Genomic DNA, 19,719 nt, shown 5'->3' with positions numbered 1-19,719 from the left:
AGCTTGCTCGCGAATGCTCTTCGTTGCGGGACGCGGCGTGAGAGCTGAAAGCGCCCTCTCCCCAGCCCTCTCCCTGAAGGGAGAGGGAGCGGTCCTGATTTCGCGGAAAGACCAGCGTCAACCAGCGAGCACTTGATCTGCCCGCTGCACGAACAGTCCCCTCTCCCTTCAGGGGGAGGGTTAGGGAGGGGGTATTTCGTCGGCGGCACCGGGCCCGCCGGGGGACATTCGCGAGCAAGCTCGCTCCTACAACTAACGCTGCACCAGGGCGATTTCAGCGCTTGCGCCAACAGGCGAAGAGGTTCCACGCCACCAGGCCGGTGACGAAGGCGGAGCTGCTGTAGAAGAGCATGGCGTCCAAGTGGATTCCTCTTCAACGACAGCGCCCCCGCAAAGGGGGCGCTGGGTGGCGGGGGCTTACTTCTCGGCGACCAGGCGCGCGTGGGCGGATTCCTCGCCCAGGTTGTTCAACATCCGCTCGCTGTACCAGTCGAGGAAGTTGATCACGCCGAACTCGTAGGTCTTGGAGTACGGCCCCGGCTGGTAGGCGGTGGAGTTGATGCCACGCTGGTTCTCTTCGGCCAGGCGGCGGTCCTGGTCGTTGGTGGCGTCCCAGACTTCGCGCAGGCGCGCCACGTCGTAGTCGACACCTTCCACCGCATCCTTGTGCACCAGCCACTTGGTGGTGACCACGGTCTCCTGCGCGCTGATCGGCCAAACGGTGAAGACGATCAGATGGTCGCCCATGCAGTGGTTCCACGAATGCGGCAGGTGCAGGATGCGCATCGAGCCCAGGTCCGGGTTCTGGATGCGACCCATGAGCTTCTTGCTGCCCTGCTTGCCATCCATGGTCATGGACACGGTGCCCTGCAGCAGCGGCATGCGCACGATACGGTTGCGCAGGCCGAAGCTGGCGTGGGCGTAGGGAATCTTCTCGGCATCCCAGGCGGTGGTGCAGGCCGCGACCTGGTCCTTGAACGCCTGGCTGGCGCGCGGGTCGGTAACGTCGTCCCACTCCAGCAGGGTGTTCAGCAGCTCCGGGTGCGAGCCGTTGCAGTGGTAACACTCGCGGTTGTTTTCCAGCACCAGCTTCCAGTTGGCCTTTTCCCGCAGCGTGGTCTGCACCGCCACCTTGGTGTTCTCCATGTCGTACGGCTCCATGTAGTGCTCGAGCGTACGCAGGAAGTCATCGATGGCCGGCGGGTTCTCCGACAGCGAGATGAAGATGTAGCCGCCGGCGGTCTTCACGTTCACCGGCTTGAGGCTGTAGTCCTTCATGTCGAAGTCCGCGCCCATCTCGGTGCCGGCGAACAGCAGGCGGCCGTCCAGTTCGTAGGTCCACTGGTGGTACGGGCAGACCAGCTTGGCGACCTTGCCCTTGTCGCTGACGCACAGGCGCGAACCACGGTGGCGGCAGACGTTGTGGAAGGCGTGGATCTTGCCCTCGGCGCCGCGCAGGACGATGACCGGGTTGTCGCCGATCTGCAGGGTGAGGAAGTTGCCCTTGGCGGGGATCTCGCAGGTCATGCCGGCGATCAGCCACTCCTTGTGGAAGATCTCCTGCATGTCCAGCTGGAACAGGCGTTCGTCGTTGTAGAAGGGTTGCGGCAGCGAGAAGCTGTGGTCGCGAGTGCGCAGCATCTCGGCGGTGGCCTTGCGGGCCGGTTCCAGCGGATCGCCCAGACTCAGGGTAGTAGTGACGTCCATTGCTAGGTCCTCATGCCGCAGCCTGTTTGGCTGCCGGCGGAAATAAGTGGCTGATACGGTGTGCCACGCAGGGCAATTGCGACAGGTGTCAGGCGCGCCGAGTGCGCCGTTTCCCGCCGTCTCGCTCAACCTTGGGGGTTGCTCGGCATGAGGCTGAGTGTGGGGCCGTGCCCTGTAGGAACCCTTATCCATGGGCGACACGGCCAGATCATTTCCCGACGCGCAACGGCACGTCCCAGGCGGCAGGTCGCGATAAGCATGCAAATGTCGCTGGCAGGTAAATGCAGCGGCCATCCTCGTGCACACAATCCGCCCCATCAGGCATGCCGACAGGCCCCGTGCTTTCTACGCTCAAACGACGTAAGCAAACGGGCCCCGGCGCTGCCCCATCAGGCCCAGCACGGCCCGCGTGCGCGGAGAGACAGCATGTCGACGAACACCTTCCTCAACCCGGTCAACACCCAGACCTGGGCCAACGGCCGCCACCTGGTGCGCTGCGTGAAAGCCATCCAGGAAACCTGGGATGTGCGCACCTTCTGCTTCATGGCTGACGCGCCGATCATGTTCTTCTTCAAGCCGGGGCAGTTCGTCACCCTGGAGCTGGAGATCGACGGCCAGCCGATCATGCGTTCCTACACCATCTCCAGCTCGCCCTCGGTGCCGTACAGCTTCTCCATCACCATCAAGCGCGTGCCCGGCGGCAAGGTCTCGAACTGGCTGCACGACAACCTGAAGGAAGGCGACCAGATCCCGGTGCACGGCCCGGTGGGCAACTTCAACGCCATCGATTTTCCCGCGGAGAAGGTGCTGTTCCTCTCCGGCGGCGTCGGCATCACTCCGGTGATGTCCATGTCGCGCTGGTTCTTCGACACCAACGCCAACGTCGACATGGTCTTCGTACACAGCGCGCGCACGCCCAAGGACATCATCTACCACCGCGAGCTGGAGCACATGAACTCGCGGATCAACAACTTCAAGCTGTACCTGGTCTGCGAGAAGTACGAGATGGGCGAGTCCTGGGCCGGCTACCGGGGCTTCCTGAACAAGGCGATGCTGCAGCTGATGGCGCCGGACTACCTTGAACGCGAGGTCTTCTGCTGCGGCCCGACGCCCTACATGCACGCGGTCAAGCGCCTGCTCGAAGCCGAAGGCTACGACATGTCGCGCTACCACGAGGAAGCCTTCGGCCCGACCCCACCGGAAGTGCGCGCCGACGTGAAGGAACTGGCCGCCGAGGCCGCCGAAGCGCCGGCCGTGCCGCTGGCCGAGCAGAACCTCGTGGAATTCTGCGAAACCGGCAAGAGCATCCGCGTGGCGCCGGGCGAGACCGTCCACGCCGCCGCCGCCCAGCTCGGGCTGCACATTCCCAAGGCCTGCGGCATGGGCATCTGCGGCACCTGCAAGGTGATGAAGCGCTCCGGCGAGGTGGAGATGGAGCACAACGGCGGGATTACCGACGAAGACGTCGCCGAAGGCTACATCCTGTCCTGCTGCAGCGTGCCCAAGGGCGATGTGGTGATCGAGTACTGATCACAGCCTGCCCCCACCTGCCCCACACGTTACCCACTGAGTTATCCACAGGGCAGAGGTGTCCCGGCGCAAGGCCGGAGACACCTCCGGCCGACCCGACTGGCCGCCTCGATCCCACCTGCAACCCGCATGCCACGTGGCTTGCAGCAGCCTGGCGAGGCCATTGCGGCGACGCGTGAAAGCGCACAGGCACGGGCCTTTGCGGCACCTGCCTGCGACAACTATCCACATTCGCTCAATCTTCTTCCGGGGTTGCCTTGTAGCCATTGGCCAGGCGCTGCTGCACGTCCTGTGGGACAGCGCTGTAATGGCTGGAGGAAAGGCTGTAGAGCCCCTGCCCGGCGGTAATGGATTTCAAGCGATTGGCGTAGCCGTCCATCTCCGCCAGCGGTACCTGCCCACGCACCAGCGCCACGCTGGTGGATAACGACTCGGTACCCAGCACCTGGCCCCGGCGGCCGGTGAGATCGGCGGTGATATCGCCCAGATGCGACTCGGGAGTCGTCACCTCGATCTGCATCACCGGCTCCAGCACGATGCCCCCGGCATTGCGCAGCGCATCGAGCATGGCCTTGCGCCCGGCGGCCTGGAAGGCGATGTCCTTGGAGTCCACCGAGTGACTCTTGCCGTCGAAGACCGTGACCTTGACGTCTTCCACCGGGAAACCGGCCAGCGGCCCGGCCGCCAGCGCCGAGCGCACGCCCTTTTCCACCGAGGGGATGAAGTTGCCGGGGATCACCCCGCCCTTGATCGCGTCGACGAAGGCGAAGCCCTCGCCGCGGGGCAGCGGCTCGATGCGCAGGAACACCTCGCCGAACTGCCCCGCCCCGCCGGTCTGTTTCTTGTGCCGGCTGTGACCCTCCGCCACGCGGGTGGCGGTCTCCCGGTAGGGCACGGCGGGTGCGCGGGTCTGCACCTCCAGCTTGTATTGCCCGGCCATGCGTTCCAGCAGGTAGCGCAGGTGCATCTCGCCCATGCCACGCAGCACGGTCTGCTGGGTCGAGGCGTTGTAGTCCAGGCGCACGCAGGGGTCTTCGGCCTGCAGGCGCTGGAGGATCTCCGCCAGGCGCTGCTCGTCGCCGCGGCGGCTCGCCTCGATGGCCAGGCCCTGCATCGGCTCGGGGAATTCCAGCGGCTTGAGGTGGATGTGGTCCTCATCGTGGGAGTCGTGCAGCACCACCCCGTACTCCAGTTCGTCGACCTTGGTCAGCGCGCCGAAGTCACCAGGGATCAACCACGGCGCCTCTTCGTGCTTCTTTCCCTGCAGGCGCAACAGGTGGCCCACCTTGAACGACTTGCGCCCATCGCCGGCGAACAGCTGCATTTCCCGGCGAATCGTGCCCTGGTGCACGCGGAACACGGCCAGGCGGCCGACGAAGGGGTCGATCACCACCTTGAACACGTGGGCCAGCACGTGGGCCTTGGGGTCCGGCTGGCAGGTCACCGGGTGTTCCTTGCCCTTGTCGTCGGTGCGCAGGAACAGCGGCGGGTTACCCTCGCTGGGGTTGGGTGCGAGGCGCGCGAGAATGTCGGCCAGCTCGGGTACGCCAGCACCGGTGCGGGCAGAAACGAAGCACAGGGGAATCAGGTGCCCTTCGCGCAGCGCACGCTCGAAGGGTTCGTGCAGCGCCTCGGGCGCCACCTCGCCCTCCTCCAGGTAATGCGCCATCAGCGCCTCATCCACCTCCACCACCTGGTCCACCAACGCCTGGTGCGCCTCGGCCACGGAGGAGAAGTCAGCCTCCCCGTCGGGATTGAAGAAACAATCCACAACCCGCGCGCCACCCTCGGCGGGCAGGTTGAGGGGCAGTACTTCCTTGCCGAACGACTCGCGCAAACCCGCCAACAGGGCTGGCAGGTCAACGCGTTCGGCATCGATCTTGTTCACCACCAGCATCCGGCACAGGCCGCGCTCGCCCGCCCAGTCCATCATCCGCCGCGTGGACAGCTCGATACCGTTCTGCGCATTCACCACCACCAGCGCGGTTTCCACCGCGGCAAGGGCCGGCAGCGCGTGGCCGATGAAGTCGGGATAACCGGGGGTGTCGACCAGTCGGATGTGCGCGCCCTCGTGCTCGAAGTGCGCCAGCGCAGCGGCCAGGGAGTGGTGGTACTCGCGCTCCATGGGGTCGGAGTCGCAGAGAGTGTCGCCGCGCTCCAGCGAGCCCATGCTGGGAATTGCCCCACTGTGCTGCAGCAGCGCCTCGGCAAGCAGGGTCTTGCCGCTGTCACCGTGACCGACCAGAGCCACGGTGCGGATCTGTTCCACCGAGTAACTGGACATGATGGTCTCGCGCCCCCAGGGTTTCTGCCCGCCGTGGATGAATTATAGGCAGCGGGCCTGGCGCCCCTGGACAATTATTGATCAGTCCGGCGCGAGCCAGAGGCAGCGCAGCTTGCGGCGATCCATCCACAGCCCACCCACATCTTCCTGGCAGAACGCTGCACAGCCAATGTGGAAAACCCGTCGAGAAAATCGCTGAAAGCCAGAAATGACGGGGCTTTCGCCGTTTGATCAAAAAACGTACTGACGAGCCAGGGGCACGTCCTGCGTGGCCTCCAACGATCTGGGTACAGGTTGTCCACACGTTCTGCGAGATTCGCCCCACAGGGATTGTGGAAAGTTTCACGCAGTCCGCATCGCTGGGGAAAAGTGGCTGTGGATCAGTCGTTTGCATATATCGCTGATCAAACTTTGAACAAGCCTTTGAAAGCCCCGCCAGGCGTGGCGCAGGTGATGTTTTCCACAGGAGTCGCACAAGGGGGTCAACACAAACCGGGGATAGCGGAGGAAGGATCGTGCACAGACCCTTTGCCGAAATCGATACACAGGCTCCCAAGTGGTTGAAAAGAAGGACTTGATCAGAAAACAGCCAGATCTGGGCAAGCCAGGCGCCATCAGCTGCGCAGGTACCTCCCAACAGGTTTTCCACAGGTTGGGCAAGCGTGCCTCCACAGCAGCTGTGGAGATCTATTCAACACCCATCTTTACGTCTGAAAGCCCCGGACGGCGGGCACCTTGCGAAAATACCCGGAAATTTCTTAGCCTTCATGCAAGTGCCATGTAACTGTCATTTTCCACCAGGTTGTCCACAGCTTTATCACAAGGTTTACCCGGCATCTTCGCCAAACGCTGAAACACAGCCGGCGCGGCCTTACGTGGGGTGCGGGGCTATGCTGGGTTCCCCAGCAGAGGAGCCAGTCCCATGATCCTGACCACCACGCCCACCATCGAGGGCAAGACCATCCAGGAATACCGCGGCATCGTGGTCGGCGAGGCGATCCTCGGCGCCAACGTGTTCCGCGATCTGTTCGCCGGCCTGCGCGACATCATTGGCGGCCGTTCCGGTGCGTACGAGAAGGAGCTGGGGCGAGCGCGGGAGATTGCCTTCGAGGAACTGCAGGAGCGCGCCGAGGAGCTGGGCGCCAACGCCGTGGTCGGCATCGACCTGGATTACGAGGTGGTGGGCCAGAACGGCAGCATGCTGATGGTCAGCGTGAGCGGGACGGCGGTGAGGATATAGAAATCCGGCTTGTTCTCCGGGAGGCCCGAGCCATCGCCTCCCCCTCTACCTCTGGGAGAGGGGACAATCCGTGCCGGCTGACACCACAATCTCATCCTGTGCCAATCGCTCGGTGGAGAGTCAGCCCCCTTGTAGGAGCGAGCTTGCTCGCGAACCGCATTCCGCCTGATTTCACGGCGTGAAGCGAGGCTACGGATGTTCGCGAGCAAGCTCGCTCCTACAATAAAGCCCGCGGCGCTCAAATATTGACCAGACCCGTGCAAGCCAGGCCGCCCGCGGCCTGCAAGCATTCATCCACAAGTTGGGGACAGGTTGCCCGTGCAACCGTCCCCAGCGCCTGGGGACAACTCTGGCGCCCTTCAGCCTGCCGCCATGACCTTGCGAATGTCAGCGGCCAGTTCCTCGACCCGCTCGATCTCGGTGTCCCACGAACACATGAAGCGCGCGCCGCCGGCGCCGATGAAGGTGTAGAAGCGCCAGCCGAGCTGACGCAGGGCTTCCAGCGCCGGCTCGGACATCTGCAGAAACACGCCGTTGGCTTCCACTGGGAACATCAGTTGCACGCCTGGCACGTCGGCGACGCGCTCGGCCAGTAGTTGTGCACAGCGGTTGGCATGGCTGGCGTAGTGCATCCAGGCATCATCCTGCAGCACGCCCACCCAGGGCGCGGCGAGGAAGCGCATCTTCGAGGCCAGTTGGCCAGCCTGCTTGCAGCGGTAGTCGAAGCCTTCGGCCAGCTCGCGGTTGAAGAACAGGATGGCCTCGCCCACCGCCATGCCGTTCTTGGTGCCGCCGAAACAGAGCACCTCGACGCCGGCCTTCCAGGTCAGCTCGGCCGGCGTGGCGCCGAGGAAGGCGCAGGCGTTGGAGAAGCGCGCGCCGTCCATGTGCAGATGCAGTCCCAGTTCGCGGCAAGTGGCACTGAGCGCCTGCAGCTCATCCGGGCGATACACGGTGCCGACCTCGGTGGCCTGGGTGATGGTGACCACGCGCGCCTTGGGATAGTGGATGTCCTGGCGCTTGAGGGCGATCTCGCGGATCGCTTCCGGGGTCAGCTTGCCTTGGGCGTCGGTGCGCGCCAGCAGCAGTTTGGAGCCGTTGGAGAAGAACTCCGGCGCGCCGCACTCGTCGGTCTCGACGTGAGCGGTCTCGGCGCAGATCACGCTGTGGTAGCTCTGGCACAGCGCCGCCAGGGCCAGGGAGTTGGCGGCGGTGCCGTTGAAGGCGAAGAAGACTTCGCAGTCGGTCTCGAACAGCTCGCGGAAGTAGTCGGAGGCGCGGGCGGTCCACTGATCGTCGCCGTAGGCACGTTCGTGGCCGCGGTTGGCCTCGGCCATCGCCGCCCAGGCTTCGGGGCAGATGCCGGAATAGTTGTCGCTGGCGAACTGTTGGGTGTTGTCGGTCATGGGGCTGCCTCGGCACTGCACGAAAATGTCAGTCAGCAGCGTAGCGAAAACCCCGCCTCTCGTGCAGCCGGACTCTTACAGCCGCTGGTTCACGTAGGCGCTGACGAACTGCTTGGCATCCTGGGTCGCCGACAACTGATGGTCGTAGCAGACCTTCCGGGCATTGCTCTCGCCGGGGAGCATCACCTCACCGCAGTCGCCACGCAGTACCAGGGCGATATGTTCCCTGTCCTGGGAATGCAGCTTGAACAGGGATTCGTCGAGCAGGCTGAGGCCATCCATTCGATGGATGCGCATGTTCCATGCGTGGGCCACCCCACCGATGCGCACCAGGAACATATTGGCCTTGCGCGGCCCGATCTGCTCAAGCCAGACCTTGACCCCGTCCGCACCGCTGTAGGCCTTGACCTCGGGCGCCGGTTGCGCAGGCATCTGCACCGCATGGCCGGCCAGCGAAAACGTTGCTGCCAGCAGCAGGGGCAGGTTTCTCAATTTGAATTTCATGGTCCTCCACCTCGGCCTCTGGCGATCGGTAATGAGCGATGCCGAGGATTTTCCTAAGAACTAGGTGAGATGGAGGATCAGAAACTGGAATGGCTTCCTGTCAGATATCTCTCTATCTGTCAGGGCAGCTTGGTCAGCGCCATCTGCTCGGAGACGGGCATGAACAGCTCGCGCAGGGACTGGGCGGTGCCGCCGTTGGGCTTGTCCGGCGAGGTCATGTTGAGCACGTAGCGGCCCTTGATCAGCCCCGTCAGGCTCGATTCGCCGGCCTTGTCGTCCGGACCCGGCACGCTGATGGCCAACGGGTCGCCCATGCGGGTGCTGTCGATCACCGGCAGGTACTGCTCGCCGCCGAACTGCGCGGCGGTGCCGTTCTGCAGCGCGGCCTGACGCGCCTGGTTGAGCAGCGAGACGTTCTTGGCGGTGGTGTCGCGCAGCTTGGCCTGGGCGGCCAGGTACTGCTTGGCGGCTTCGCCCTGCTGGTCGGCGCCCGGCGCCGGCAGGCCGGTGTCGGTCAGGGTCACGACCAGTTGCTGGCTGCCATCGGCCTTGCCGTAGACGATGGTGGCACTGTCATAACCGCACTCGCGGGACAGGTAGGGATAGCCATAGACGGCCTTGGTCGGCGGCAATGCGCGCTCCAGTTCATGGCCGGAACAGCTGTCGCCAGCCGGGGTGGCGGCAGCGGCGGTGCTGGCAGCCTCGGGCGCTTCGGCCTTGGCGGGTTTGCTGTCGTCACCACAGCCCTGCAGCGTCGCGGTGAGCAGCAGGGCGGAAAGCAGAGTCAGGGAACGGTTCATGGCGTCCTCGCATTTCGTGAGGGCCGCAGTTTAGTCCCTTGGCCGGGCGGTTCCTATCCACAGCTTCATTGCGCGGGTTTGCAGAGCCAGCGACCGGCTCCCTCGTCGAAGCCCGCGTCAATGACTGCGAGCCCGTCGCCGCGCGACTCCAGGCAGAAGGTCTTCATGAACGTCGCCCGTGCGCCGTCCCCGCGGCTGTCGTGCCCACCAACTGTGACGCTGTACAGGCCCGGCTCCAGGGGCCGCGCCGGAGTTTTCTCGGTGAAGCCGGGGATCGACTGGCCGTAGGCGAAGCAGGTGTCGCTGCGCAGCGGCACGCCCTGGGCCGGCTCGATACTGGAAGACGCCCAGAACGGCTCGTAAGGCTCGCGGGAGACCTCGATGTAATGCACCGCTACCTGCCGCTCATCCACCTTCAGCGTGCGGTTGAAGAACAAACCGGGCGACTTGAACGCTGCGCCGCCGAAGCACAGCGTCCTGCCCTGCATCCAGACATTGGCGTCGCCGTCGAACAGGCGCGACATGCCCCAGGCCGACCCCGTCGACACCAGCAGGGCAAGGCCCAGCGACCCCCATAGAAAGAAGCGCTTCATCCGCATGACTCCACCGGCCACGCCGCCCTGGCGCAGGCATGTCGCATTCTGACCAGCCGCCACGAGCAATTCCACGCACCCGGTCGCTTTTGCCCCGATCGCGGCATGTCGCAAACGCACCTACCCGCGACGTGCGCAGGCATCTGGACCGGCTGGGCCAGTCATACCATCGCTGCCATGGGGGCCACTCGGCTCTGTACCGGCCATGGCGCTTCCGAGCGCCGCAGGGAGACCAGCGATGTTCAGCAAGCACGACCAGATCCAGGGCTATGACGACGAACTGCTCGCGGCGATGGATGCCGAGGAAGCGCGCCAGGAGGACCACCTCGAGCTGATCGCTTCGGAGAACTACACCAGCAAGCGCGTCATGCAGGCTCAGGGCAGCGGGCTGACCAACAAGTACGCCGAAGGTTATCCGGGCAAGCGTTACTACGGTGGCTGCGAGCATGTGGATAAAGTCGAGCAGTTGGCCATCGATCGCGCCAAGCAGCTGTTCGGCGCCGACTACGCCAACGTGCAGCCGCACTCCGGCTCCTCGGCCAACTCCGCCGTGTACCTCGCGCTGATCAACGCCGGCGACACCATCCTGGGCATGAGCCTGGCCCATGGCGGCCACCTGACCCACGGCGCCAAGGTGTCGTCCTCGGGCAAGCTGTACAACGCCGTGCAGTACGGCCTGAACACCGACACCGGGCTGATCGACTACGACGAGGTCGAGCGCCTGGCGGTGGAGCATAAGCCGAAGATGATCGTCGCCGGCTTCTCCGCCTACTCCAAGACCCTCGACTTCCCGCGCTTTCGCGCCATCGCCGACAAGGTCGGGGCGCTGCTGTTCGTCGATATGGCCCACGTTGCCGGCCTGGTGGCCGCGGGCCTGTACCCGAACCCGCTGCCCTACGCCGACGTGGTCACCACCACCACCCACAAGACCCTGCGCGGCCCGCGCGGCGGCCTGATCCTGGCCAGGTCCAACGAAGAGATCGAGAAGAAGCTCAATTCCGCCGTCTTCCCCGGCGCCCAGGGCGGCCCGCTGATGCACGTGATTGCCGCCAAGGCGGTGTGCTTCAAGGAGGCGCTGGAGCCCGGCTTCAAGGACTACCAGGCCCAGGTGATCAGGAACGCCCAGGCCATGGCCCAGGTGTTCATCGAGCGAGGCTACGACGTGGTTTCCGGCGGCACCGACAACCACCTGATGCTGATCAGCCTGGTGAAGCAGGGCCTGACCGGCAAGGAGGCGGACGCCGCCCTCGGTCGCGTCGGCATCACCGTGAACAAGAACGCCGTGCCGAACGACCCGCAGAGCCCGTTCGTCACTTCCGGCATCCGCATCGGTACGCCGGCCGTCACCACCCGTGGCCTGAAGGAAGAACAGTGCCGCGAGCTGGCCGGCTGGATCAGCGACGTGCTGGACCACCTGGGCGACGCCGACGTCGAGGCCAAGGTGGCGACCCAGGTCGCCGGGCTGTGCGCGGACTTCCCGGTCTACCGTTGAGATTCCCGGCAGGGCTCTTGTAGGAGCGAGCTTGCTCGCGAACGGCCTCACAGCGGGGCTGGTTCGCGAGCAAGCTCGCTCCTACAGGGGCGGCACGGCGACTAGAGATTTCAGGAGCACCCCATGCAACGCTACTCCGGCTTCGGCCTGTTCAAGCACTCCCTGAGCCACCACGAGAACTGGCAGCGCATGTGGCGCACGCCCACGCCGAAGCCGGTGTATGACGTGGTCATCGTCGGCGGTGGCGGGCACGGCCTGGCGACCGCCTACTACCTGGCCAAGGAGCACGGCATCACCAACGTCGCGGTGATCGAGAAGGGCTGGCTGGGCGGCGGCAACACCGCGCGCAACACTACCATCGTGCGCTCCAACTACCTGTGGGACGAGTCGGCGCTGCTCTACGAACACGCGATGAAGCTGTGGGAAGGCCTGTCCCAGGACCTGAACTACAACGTCATGTTCTCCCAGCGCGGCGTCTACAACCTCTGCCACACCCTGCAGGACATGCGCGACGGCGAGCGCCGCGTGAGCGCCAACCGCCTCAACGGCGTGGATGGCGAGTTGCTCAACGCCCAGCAGGTGGCCGAAGAGATTCCCTACCTGAACTGCACCAAAAGCGCCCGCTACCCGGTCATGGGCTCCACCGTGCAGCGCCGTGGCGGCGTGGCCCGTCACGATGCCGTGGCCTGGGGCTTCGCCCGTGCCGCCGACGCCCTGGGCGTGGACCTGATCCAGCAGACCGAAGTGATCGGCTTCCGCAAGCAGGACGGCGCAGTGATCGGTGTCGAAACCAATCGCGGCTTCATCGGCGCCAAGCGCGTCGGCGTGGTCACCGCCGGCAACTCCGGGCACATGGCGATGCTCGCCGGCTTCCGCCTGCCGATCGAATCGCACCCGCTGCAGGCGCTGGTCTCCGAGCCACTGAAACCCATCATCGACAGCGTGATCATGTCCAACGCCGTGCACGGCTACATCAGCCAGTCGGACAAGGGCGACCTGGTCATCGGCGCCGGCATCGACGGCTACAACGGCTACGGCCAGCGCGGCTCGTACCCGGTGATCGAGCACACCCTGCAGGCCATCGTCGAGATGTTCCCGGTGCTCTCCCGCGTGCGCATGAACCGCCAGTGGGGCGGCATCGTCGACACCACCCCGGACGCCTGCCCGATCATCGGCAAGACCCCGGTGAAGAACCTGTTCTTCAACTGCGGCTGGGGCACCGGCGGTTTCAAGGCCACCCCCGGCTCGGGCAACGTCTTCGCCGCCACCCTTGCCAAGGGCGAGCCGCACCCGCTGGCCGCGCCCTTCTCCATCGAACGCTTCCACACCGGCGCGCTGATCGACGAACACGGCGCCGCCGCCGTCGCGCATTAAAAGCCGCCCGAAGGGCGAAATCTGATGACCCTCTCCCTTCAGGGAGAGGGTGCCCGAAGGGCGGGAGAGGGTGTTTCAGGCGCGAGCCAGCCCTTGACCGAAACGAAACAACCGGGAGAGCGCCCCTCTCCCCAGCCCTCTCCCTGAAGGGAGAGGGGGCAACTCCCCGGCCCGCCGGCGAGAACAGTTTCTGGAGGCTCCAAACATGCTCAACATCTTCTGCCCTCACTGCGGCGAGCTACGTTCCGAAGAGGAATTCCACGCCAAGGGCCAGGCGCACATCCCGCGCCCACTCGACCCCGCCGCCTGCACCGATGCCGAGTGGGGCGACTACATGTTCTTCCGCGACAACCCGCGCGGCATCCACCACGAGCTGTGGGTGCACGCCGCCGGCTGCCGCCAGTACTTCAACGTCACCCGCCACACCGTGACCTACGAAATCCTCGAGACCTACAAGATCGGCGAAAAACCCAGCGTCACCGCCGCCGATGCTGACACCGAGAAGCAAGCCGCCGTCCAGCCCGCCGTGGAGAAGGCCTAATGAGCCAGATCAATCGCCTGTCCCGTGGCGGTCGCATCGACCGCAACAAGCCGCTGACCTTCAGCTTCAACGGCCAGAGCTACCAGGGCTTCGCCGGTGACACCTTGGCCGCTGCCCTGCTGGCCAACGGCGTCGACATCCTCGGCCGCAGCTTCAAGTACTCGCGCCCGCGCGGCATCGTCGCCGCCGGTGCCGAAGAGCCCAACGCCATCCTGCAGATCGGCTCGCGCGAATCCACCCAGGTGCCCAACGTACGCGCCACCCAGCAGGCGCTGTACAACGGCCTGGTGGCCACCGCCACCAACGGCTGGCCGAACGTGCAGAACGACCTCATGGGGATCTTTGGCAAGGTCGGCGGCAAGCTGATGCCGCCCGGCTTCTACTACAAGACCTTCATGTACCCGCAGTCCATGTGGCTGACCTACGAGAAGTACATCCGCAAGGCCGCCGGCCTCGGCCGCGCGCCCACCGAAGTGGACCCGGACAGCTACGACTGGATGAACCACCACGCCGACGTGCTGATCGTCGGCGCCGGCCCCGCCGGTATCGCCGCCGCCCTGGCCGCCTCGCGCAGCGGTGCGCGGGTGATCCTCGCCGACGAACAGGAAGAGTTCGGCGGCAGCCTGCTCGACACCCGCGAAACCCTCGACGGCAAGCCGGCCGAGGAATGGGTGGCCAAGGCCATCGCCGAGCTGGAAGGCAACCCGGACGTGATCCTGCTGCCACGCGCCACGGTCAACGGCTACCACGACCACAACTTCCTCACCATCCATGAGCGCCGCACCGATCACATCGGCGAAACTGCGCCGCTGGGCCAGGTGCGCATGCGCGTGCACCGCGTCCGGGCCAACCGCGTGGTGCTGGCCGCCGGTGCCCATGAGCGCCCGCTGGTCTACGCGAACAACGATGTGCCGGGCAACATGCTCGCCGGCGCCGTCTCCACCTATGTGCGCCGCTATGGCGTGGCACCGGGCAAGAAACTGGTGCTGTCCACCAACAACGACTACGCCTACCGCGTCGCCCTGGACTGGCAGGAAGCCGGTCTGCAGGTGGTCGCCATCGCCGACGCCCGCCCCAATCCACGTGGCGAATGGGTCGAGGAAGCGCGCAAGCGCGGTATGCGGGTCATCACCGGCAGCGCAGTAATCGAGGCACGCGGCAGCAAACGCGTGAGTGGCGCGAAGGTGGCGTCCATCGACACCTTCCGCCACACCGTCAACGCACCCGGTGAGTGGCTGGACTGCGACCTGGTGGCCAGCTCCGGCGGCTACAGCCCGGTGGTGCACCTGGCCTCGCACCTGGGCGGCAAGCCGGAATGGCGCGAGGACATCCTCGCCTTCGTTCCCGGCCTGGCCTTCCAGAAGCGCATCTGTGCCGGCGCGGTGAACGGCGTGTTCCGTCTCGCCGACGCCCTGGCCGACGGCTTCAAGGCCGGCAACCAGGCGGCAATCGACGGCGGCTTCAAGGCCGTCGAAGGCGAGCTGCCAGTGGTCGCCGAGCGCGCCGAGGACGCTACCCTCGCGCTGTTCCAGGTGCCCCACGAGAAATCCACGGCGCGCGCACCCAAGCAGTTCGTCGATACCCAGAACGACGTCACCGCCGCCGCCATCGAACTGGCCTGCCGCGAGGGCTTCGAGTCCATCGAGCACGTCAAGCGCTACACCGCGCTGGGCTTCGGCACCGACCAGGGCAAGCTGGGCAACATCAATGGCCTGGCGATTGCTGCGCGGGCCCAGGGCAAGAGCATCGCCGACACCGGCACCACCATGTTCCGCCCCAACTACACCCCGGTGACCTTCGGCGCGGTCGCCGGCCGGCATTGCGGCCACCTGTTCGAGCCGGTGCGCTTCACCGCCCTGCACGCCTGGCACGTGAAGAACGGCGCTGAGTTCGAGGACGTCGGCCAGTGGAAGCGCCCCTGGTACTTCCCCAAGCGCGGCGAAGACATGCACGCCGCCGTGGCCCGCGAATGCCGCGCCGTGCGCGAGTCGGTCGGCCTGCTCGACGCCTCGACCCTGGGCAAGATCGACATCCAGGGCCCGGACGCCCGCGAGTTCCTCAACCGCGTCTACACCAACGCCTGGACCAAGCTGGACGTGGGCAAGGCCCGCTACGGCCTGATGTGCAAGGAAGACGGCATGGTCTTCGACGATGGCGTGACCGCCTGCCTGGCGGACAATCACTTCGTCATGACCACCACCACCGGCGGCGCGGCGCGCGTGCTTGAGTGGCTGGAGCTGTACCACCAGACCGAATGGCCGGAGCTGAAGGTGTACTTCACCTCGGTCACCGACCACTGGGTGACCCTGACCCTGTCCGGCCCCAACAGCCGCAAGCTGCTGGCCGAGGTCACCGACATCGACCTGGACAAGGACGCCTTCCCGTTCATGACCTGGAAGGAAGGCAAGGTCGCCGGCGTCCCGGCGCGGGTGTTCCGCATCTCCTTCACCGGCGAGCTGTCCTACGAGGTGAACATCCAGGCCAACTACGCCATGGGCGTGCTGGAGGCCATCATCGCCGCTGGCGCGAAGTACAACCTGACGCCGTACGGCACCGAGACCATGCACGTCCTGCGCGCCGAGAAGGGCTTCATCATCGTCGGCCAGGACACCGATGCCTCGGTCACCCCGGACGACCTGAACATGGGTTGGGCAGTCGGTCGCACCAAGCCGTTCTCCTGGATCGGCTGGCGCGGCATGAACCGCGCCGACTGCCAGCGCGAAGACCGCAAGCAGCTTGTGGGCCTGAAGCCGACCAACCCGATGGACCTGCTGCCCGAGGGTGCGCAGCTGCTGTTCACCCCGCAGCACACGGTGCCGGCGACCATGGTCGGCCATGTCACCTCCAGCTACATGAGCAGCAGCCTGGGCTACAGCTTTGCCCTGGCAGTGGTGAAGGGCGGCATCAAGCGCCTGGGCGAGAAGGTCTACGCCCCGCTGGCCGATGGCCGGGTGATCGAGGCGGAAATCTGCAGCTCGGTGTTCTACGACCCGAAAGGCGAACGGCAGAACGTGGATTGATTCGGCGCGTCCGGCTGCCCTCACCCTAACCCTCTCCCAGGGGGAGAGGGGACAGTTCGGAGCGGCCGGCGAGCACGACACTCACAGCACACTCAGCTCGGCCCCCTCTCCCCCTGGGAGAGGGCTGGGGTGAGGGGAAACAGGCGATAAGCGCCCCCAAGGTGAACAGAACATGAGCAAAGCCAACCTCTACCAGCAACGCCCCGCCGATGGCATCCAGGCCGAATCGCCCCTGCACCACGCCGAGCTGGACAAGCTCGCCGCGCGCAAGGTGGCCAACGCCGGTGTGACCCTGCGCGAGAAGAAATTCCTCGGCCACCTGACCCTGCGCGGCGACGCCCACGACCCGGCCTTCGCCGGCGGCGTGCACAAGGCCCTGGGGCTGGAACTGCCGGTCGCCCTGGGCCTGGTGGCCAAGGGCGAAACCTCGCTGCAGTGGCTCGGCCCGGACGAGTGGCTGCTGATCGTGCCCGGCGGCGAGGAGTTCGCCGTCGAGCAGCGCCTGCGCGAGGCGCTGGGCGAAGAGCTGCACTACTCGGTGATCAACGTCAGCGGCGGCCAGACCCTGCTGGAACTCGAAGGCGCCAAGGTCCGCGAAGTGCTGATGAAGTCCACCGGCTACGACGTGCACCCGAGCAACTTCCCGGTGGGCAAGGCGGTGGGTACGAACTTCGCCAAGTCCCAGCTGGTGATCCGCCACACCGGCGAACACACCTGGGAACTGGTGGTGCGCCGCAGCTTCTCCGACTACATCTGGCTGTGGCTGCAGGACGCCTGCGCCGAGTACGGCCTGCAGGTGGCGGCGTAAGAAACGCTCTTCCCCCCTCTCCCCCTGGGAGAGGGCCGGGGTGAGGGAAACCCCACTCCAACCTCTGCAACCAGAGGAAAACTTCGGAGCCAGACCATGAGCCGCACCCCCGATACCTGGATCCTCACCGCCGACAGCCCGAGCCTGCTGGGCACGGTGGACGTGGTCACGCGCTACCTGTTCGAGCAGCACTGCTACGTCACCGAACACCACTCCTTCGACGACCGCCTGGCCCAGCGCTTCTTCATCCGCATCGAATTCCGCGCCGGAGACGGCTTCGACGAAGCAGCCTTCCGCGCCGGCCTCACCGACCGCGTCTCGCCCTTCCAGATGAATGTCGAGCTGACCCCGCCGGGCTACCGCAGCAAGGTGGTGATCATGGTCTCCAAGGCCGACCACTGCCTGAACGACCTGCTCTACCGCCAGCGCATCGGCCAACTGCCGATGGACGTGGTGGCGGTGGTCTCCAACCACCCGGACCTGGAACCGCTGGCGCGCTGGCACGGCATTCCCTACCACCACTTCGCCCTCGACCCGAACGACAAGGGCGCGCAGGAGGCGAAGGTCTGGAAGGTGATCGAGGAAAGCGGTGCCGAACTGGTGATCCTCGCCCGCTACATGCAGGTGCTCTCGCCCGAGCTGTGCCGCCGCCTGGACGGCTGGGCGATCAACATCCACCACTCCCTGCTGCCTGGCTTCAAGGGCGCCAAGCCCTACCACCAGGCCTACCAGAAGGGCGTGAAGCTGGTCGGCGCCACCGCCCACTACATCAACAACGACCTCGACGAGGGCCCGATCATCGCCCAGGGCGTCGAGCCCGTGGACCACTCCCACTACCCCGAGGACCTGATCGCCAAGGGCCGCGACGTGGAGTGCCTGACCCTGGCCAAGGCCGTGGGTTATCACATCGAGCGGAGGGTGTTCCTGAACGCCAATCGGACGGTGGTGCTGTAACCGCGGTACTCCCGTAGGGCGCATAACGCCACCGGCGTTATGCGCCATGACGCCTGCAACGGCGGATGGATGGAGCTCATCCGCCCTACGTTTCACCTCGGAGTGTGGCCCTCAGGCCCACTGCCAAGCACCGAGCAACACCGACAGCCCAGCCGGCTGCCAGCAGTACCTACCGGCCCTGTCGCGCAACACACGACATCCCAGTGCAGAACCGCGCGCCGAAAGGCCCGCCTTTGTACCCACAAACACAATGAGGAATGCGTATGTCTGGCAATCGTGGTGTGGTTTATCTCGGCCCGGGAAAGGTCGAGGTCCAGAACATCCCCTATCCGAAGATGCAGGACCCGCAAGGCAAGCAGATCGACCACGGGGTGATCCTGCGCGTGGTCTCCACCAACATCTGCGGCTCCGATCAGCACATGGTCCGTGGTCGCACCACTGCGCCCGAAGGCCTGGTGCTGGGTCACGAGATCACCGGTGAAGTCGTCGAGATCGGCCGTGGCGTGGAAACCATGAAGATCGGTGACCTGGTCTCGGTGCCCTTCAACGTCGCCTGCGGCCACTGCCGCACCTGCAAGGAGCAGCACACCGGCGTCTGCCTGACGGTCAACCCGGCCCGCGCCGGCGGCGCCTACGGCTATGTCGACATGGGCGGCTGGGTCGGCGGCCAGGCGGAATACGTACTGGTGCCCTACGCCGACTTCAACCTGCTGAAGCTGCCCAACCGCGACGCGGCGATGGAGAAGATCCGCGACCTGACCTGCCTCTCCGACATCCTGCCCACCGGCTATCACGGCGCAGTGACTGCTGGCGTCGGTCCGGGCAGCACCGTCTACATCGCCGGTGCCGGTCCCGTTGGTCTGGCTGCCGCCGCTTCGGCACGCCTGCTGGGCGCCGCCGTGGTCATCGTCGGTGACGTCAACCCGACCCGCCTGGCCCACGCCAAGGCCCAGGGCTTCGAGATCGCCGACCTGTCCAAGGACACCCCGCTGCACGAGCAGATCGCCGATCTGCTGGGCGAGCCGGAAGTAGACTGCGCAGTCGATGCGGTGGGCTTCGAGGCCCGTGGCCATGGCCATTCGGGTTCGCAGCACGAGGCTCCGGCCACCGTATTGAACTCGCTGATGGGCGTGGTTCGGGTTGCCGGCAAGATCGGTATTCCAGGCCTCTACGTCACCGAGGACCCGGGCGCGGTGGACGACGCCGCCAAGCATGGCGCGCTGAGCATCCGCTTCGGCCTCGGCTGGGCCAAGTCGCACAGCTTCCACACCGGCCAGACCCCGGTGATGAAGTACAACCGCCAGCTGATGCAGGCGATCATGTGGGACCGCATCAAGATCGCCGACATCGTCGGGGTGGAAGTCATCACCCTCGACCAGGCGCCCAAGGGCTACGGCGAGTTCGATGCCGGCGTACCGAAGAAATTCGTCATCGACCCGCACAACCTGTTCCGCGCCGCCTGACGG

Annotated in this window: 15 protein-coding genes; 9 read left to right on the top strand and 6 right to left on the bottom strand. The window is 65.7% G+C overall.

Annotated elements, in window-relative coordinates; all coding sequences use genetic code 11:
* Positions 1-417: 417 nt before the first annotated feature.
* Positions 418-1,707 carry a glycine-betaine demethylase subunit GbcA gene (gbcA, locus tag G4G71_RS03580; protein WP_045214087.1) on the bottom strand — a complete coding sequence of 430 codons (1,290 nt, stop codon included), beginning with the start codon at positions 1,705-1,707 and terminating at the stop codon, positions 418-420.
* A gap of 426 nt (positions 1,708-2,133) precedes the next feature.
* Between gbcA and gbcB the strand changes: the two genes are divergently transcribed.
* Complete coding sequence (gene gbcB, locus G4G71_RS03575; protein ID WP_038803790.1) at positions 2,134-3,237, top strand: glycine-betaine demethylase subunit GbcB; 1,104 nt, start codon at positions 2,134-2,136, stop codon at positions 3,235-3,237.
* A gap of 235 nt (positions 3,238-3,472) precedes the next feature.
* Here the strand turns inward: gbcB and fusA are convergent, their stop codons facing one another.
* The gene (fusA, locus tag G4G71_RS03570) at positions 3,473-5,521 is read right to left on the bottom strand and encodes an elongation factor G (RefSeq protein ID WP_169935430.1); all 2,049 of its coding nucleotides are present in this window, start codon (positions 5,519-5,521) and stop codon (positions 3,473-3,475) included.
* A gap of 922 nt (positions 5,522-6,443) precedes the next feature.
* On the opposite strand from fusA, the gene G4G71_RS03565 reads away from it, so the two are divergent.
* Complete coding sequence (locus G4G71_RS03565) at positions 6,444-6,761, top strand: heavy metal-binding domain-containing protein (RefSeq protein WP_138523208.1); 318 nt, start codon at positions 6,444-6,446, stop codon at positions 6,759-6,761.
* Between the two features lie 359 nt (positions 6,762-7,120).
* Here the strand turns inward: G4G71_RS03565 and G4G71_RS03560 are convergent, their stop codons facing one another.
* The 4 genes from G4G71_RS03560 to G4G71_RS03545 form a co-directional block, all read right to left on the bottom strand.
* A complete protein-coding gene (locus G4G71_RS03560; protein ID WP_169935429.1) occupies positions 7,121-8,167 on the bottom strand; it encodes a threonine aldolase family protein in 1,047 nt (348 codons plus the stop codon).
* A gap of 75 nt (positions 8,168-8,242) precedes the next feature.
* Positions 8,243-8,671, bottom strand: a complete 429-nt coding sequence (locus G4G71_RS03555) for a hypothetical protein (RefSeq protein WP_169935428.1) — start codon at positions 8,669-8,671, stop codon at positions 8,243-8,245.
* 119 nt (positions 8,672-8,790) lie between these two features.
* Entirely contained in the window at positions 8,791-9,471 is a 681-nt protein-coding gene (locus G4G71_RS03550) for a hypothetical protein (protein ID WP_054909640.1), read from the bottom strand.
* 65 nt (positions 9,472-9,536) lie between these two features.
* Positions 9,537-10,064, bottom strand: coding sequence for a hypothetical protein (locus tag G4G71_RS03545; protein ID WP_169935427.1), 528 nt, complete (start codon positions 10,062-10,064; stop codon positions 9,537-9,539).
* A 238-nt stretch (positions 10,065-10,302) separates the two neighbouring features.
* Between G4G71_RS03545 and glyA the strand changes: the two genes are divergently transcribed.
* The 7 genes from glyA to fdhA all read left to right on the top strand — a co-directional run bounded on the left by glyA (position 10,303) and on the right by fdhA (position 19,716).
* Complete coding sequence (gene glyA, locus G4G71_RS03540) at positions 10,303-11,556, top strand: serine hydroxymethyltransferase (protein WP_169935426.1); 1,254 nt, start codon at positions 10,303-10,305, stop codon at positions 11,554-11,556.
* Positions 11,557-11,679: 123 nt separating this feature from the next.
* Entirely contained in the window at positions 11,680-12,930 is a 1,251-nt protein-coding gene (locus G4G71_RS03535; RefSeq protein WP_045214067.1) for a sarcosine oxidase subunit beta, read from the top strand.
* A 205-nt stretch (positions 12,931-13,135) separates the two neighbouring features.
* The gene (locus tag G4G71_RS03530; RefSeq protein WP_045214064.1) at positions 13,136-13,471 is read left to right on the top strand and encodes a sarcosine oxidase subunit delta; all 336 of its coding nucleotides are present in this window, start codon (positions 13,136-13,138) and stop codon (positions 13,469-13,471) included.
* The gene (locus tag G4G71_RS03525; protein WP_169935425.1) at positions 13,471-16,491 is read left to right on the top strand and encodes a sarcosine oxidase subunit alpha; all 3,021 of its coding nucleotides are present in this window, start codon (positions 13,471-13,473) and stop codon (positions 16,489-16,491) included. Before G4G71_RS03530 ends, G4G71_RS03525 begins: the two co-directional genes overlap by 1 nt.
* Before the next feature lie 172 nt (positions 16,492-16,663).
* A complete protein-coding gene (locus G4G71_RS03520; RefSeq protein ID WP_054909645.1) occupies positions 16,664-17,299 on the top strand; it encodes a sarcosine oxidase subunit gamma in 636 nt (211 codons plus the stop codon).
* A 96-nt stretch (positions 17,300-17,395) separates the two neighbouring features.
* The gene (locus G4G71_RS03515) at positions 17,396-18,253 is read left to right on the top strand and encodes a formyltetrahydrofolate deformylase (RefSeq protein ID WP_169935424.1); all 858 of its coding nucleotides are present in this window, start codon (positions 17,396-17,398) and stop codon (positions 18,251-18,253) included.
* A 263-nt stretch (positions 18,254-18,516) separates the two neighbouring features.
* Complete coding sequence (gene fdhA, locus G4G71_RS03510; protein ID WP_169935423.1) at positions 18,517-19,716, top strand: formaldehyde dehydrogenase, glutathione-independent; 1,200 nt, start codon at positions 18,517-18,519, stop codon at positions 19,714-19,716.
* The last annotated feature ends 3 nt before the right edge of the window (positions 19,717-19,719 follow it).

The sequence above is a fragment of the Pseudomonas multiresinivorans genome (assembly GCF_012971725.1).
In the GTDB taxonomy this organism is placed as follows: Bacteria; Pseudomonadota; Gammaproteobacteria; order Pseudomonadales; family Pseudomonadaceae; genus Pseudomonas; species Pseudomonas multiresinivorans.
The sequence above is the reverse complement of the archived record's forward strand: the minus strand, read 5'-3'. Positions and strand labels throughout refer to the sequence as shown.

What these genes read in the sequence shown, in the direction of transcription:
- glyA (WP_169935426.1), top strand. Translation starts at nt 10,303, where the DNA reads ATGTTCAGCAAGCACGACCAGATCCAGGGCTATGACGACGAACTGCTC.
- G4G71_RS03555 (WP_169935428.1), bottom strand. Translation starts at nt 8,671, where the DNA reads ATGAAATTCAAATTGAGAAACCTGCCCCTGCTGCTGGCAGCAACGTTT.
- gbcA (WP_045214087.1), bottom strand. Translation starts at nt 1,707, where the DNA reads ATGGACGTCACTACTACCCTGAGTCTGGGCGATCCGCTGGAACCGGCC.
- G4G71_RS03550 (WP_054909640.1), bottom strand. Translation starts at nt 9,471, where the DNA reads ATGAACCGTTCCCTGACTCTGCTTTCCGCCCTGCTGCTCACCGCGACG.
- G4G71_RS03520 (WP_054909645.1), top strand. Translation starts at nt 16,664, where the DNA reads ATGAGCAAAGCCAACCTCTACCAGCAACGCCCCGCCGATGGCATCCAG.
- fdhA (WP_169935423.1), top strand. Translation starts at nt 18,517, where the DNA reads ATGTCTGGCAATCGTGGTGTGGTTTATCTCGGCCCGGGAAAGGTCGAG.
- G4G71_RS03530 (WP_045214064.1), top strand. Translation starts at nt 13,136, where the DNA reads ATGCTCAACATCTTCTGCCCTCACTGCGGCGAGCTACGTTCCGAAGAG.
- G4G71_RS03560 (WP_169935429.1), bottom strand. Translation starts at nt 8,167, where the DNA reads ATGACCGACAACACCCAACAGTTCGCCAGCGACAACTATTCCGGCATC.
- fusA (WP_169935430.1), bottom strand. Translation starts at nt 5,521, where the DNA reads ATGTCCAGTTACTCGGTGGAACAGATCCGCACCGTGGCTCTGGTCGGT.
- G4G71_RS03525 (WP_169935425.1), top strand. Translation starts at nt 13,471, where the DNA reads ATGAGCCAGATCAATCGCCTGTCCCGTGGCGGTCGCATCGACCGCAAC.
- gbcB (WP_038803790.1), top strand. Translation starts at nt 2,134, where the DNA reads ATGTCGACGAACACCTTCCTCAACCCGGTCAACACCCAGACCTGGGCC.
- G4G71_RS03565 (WP_138523208.1), top strand. Translation starts at nt 6,444, where the DNA reads ATGATCCTGACCACCACGCCCACCATCGAGGGCAAGACCATCCAGGAA.
- G4G71_RS03515 (WP_169935424.1), top strand. Translation starts at nt 17,396, where the DNA reads ATGAGCCGCACCCCCGATACCTGGATCCTCACCGCCGACAGCCCGAGC.
- G4G71_RS03545 (WP_169935427.1), bottom strand. Translation starts at nt 10,064, where the DNA reads ATGAAGCGCTTCTTTCTATGGGGGTCGCTGGGCCTTGCCCTGCTGGTG.
- G4G71_RS03535 (WP_045214067.1), top strand. Translation starts at nt 11,680, where the DNA reads ATGCAACGCTACTCCGGCTTCGGCCTGTTCAAGCACTCCCTGAGCCAC.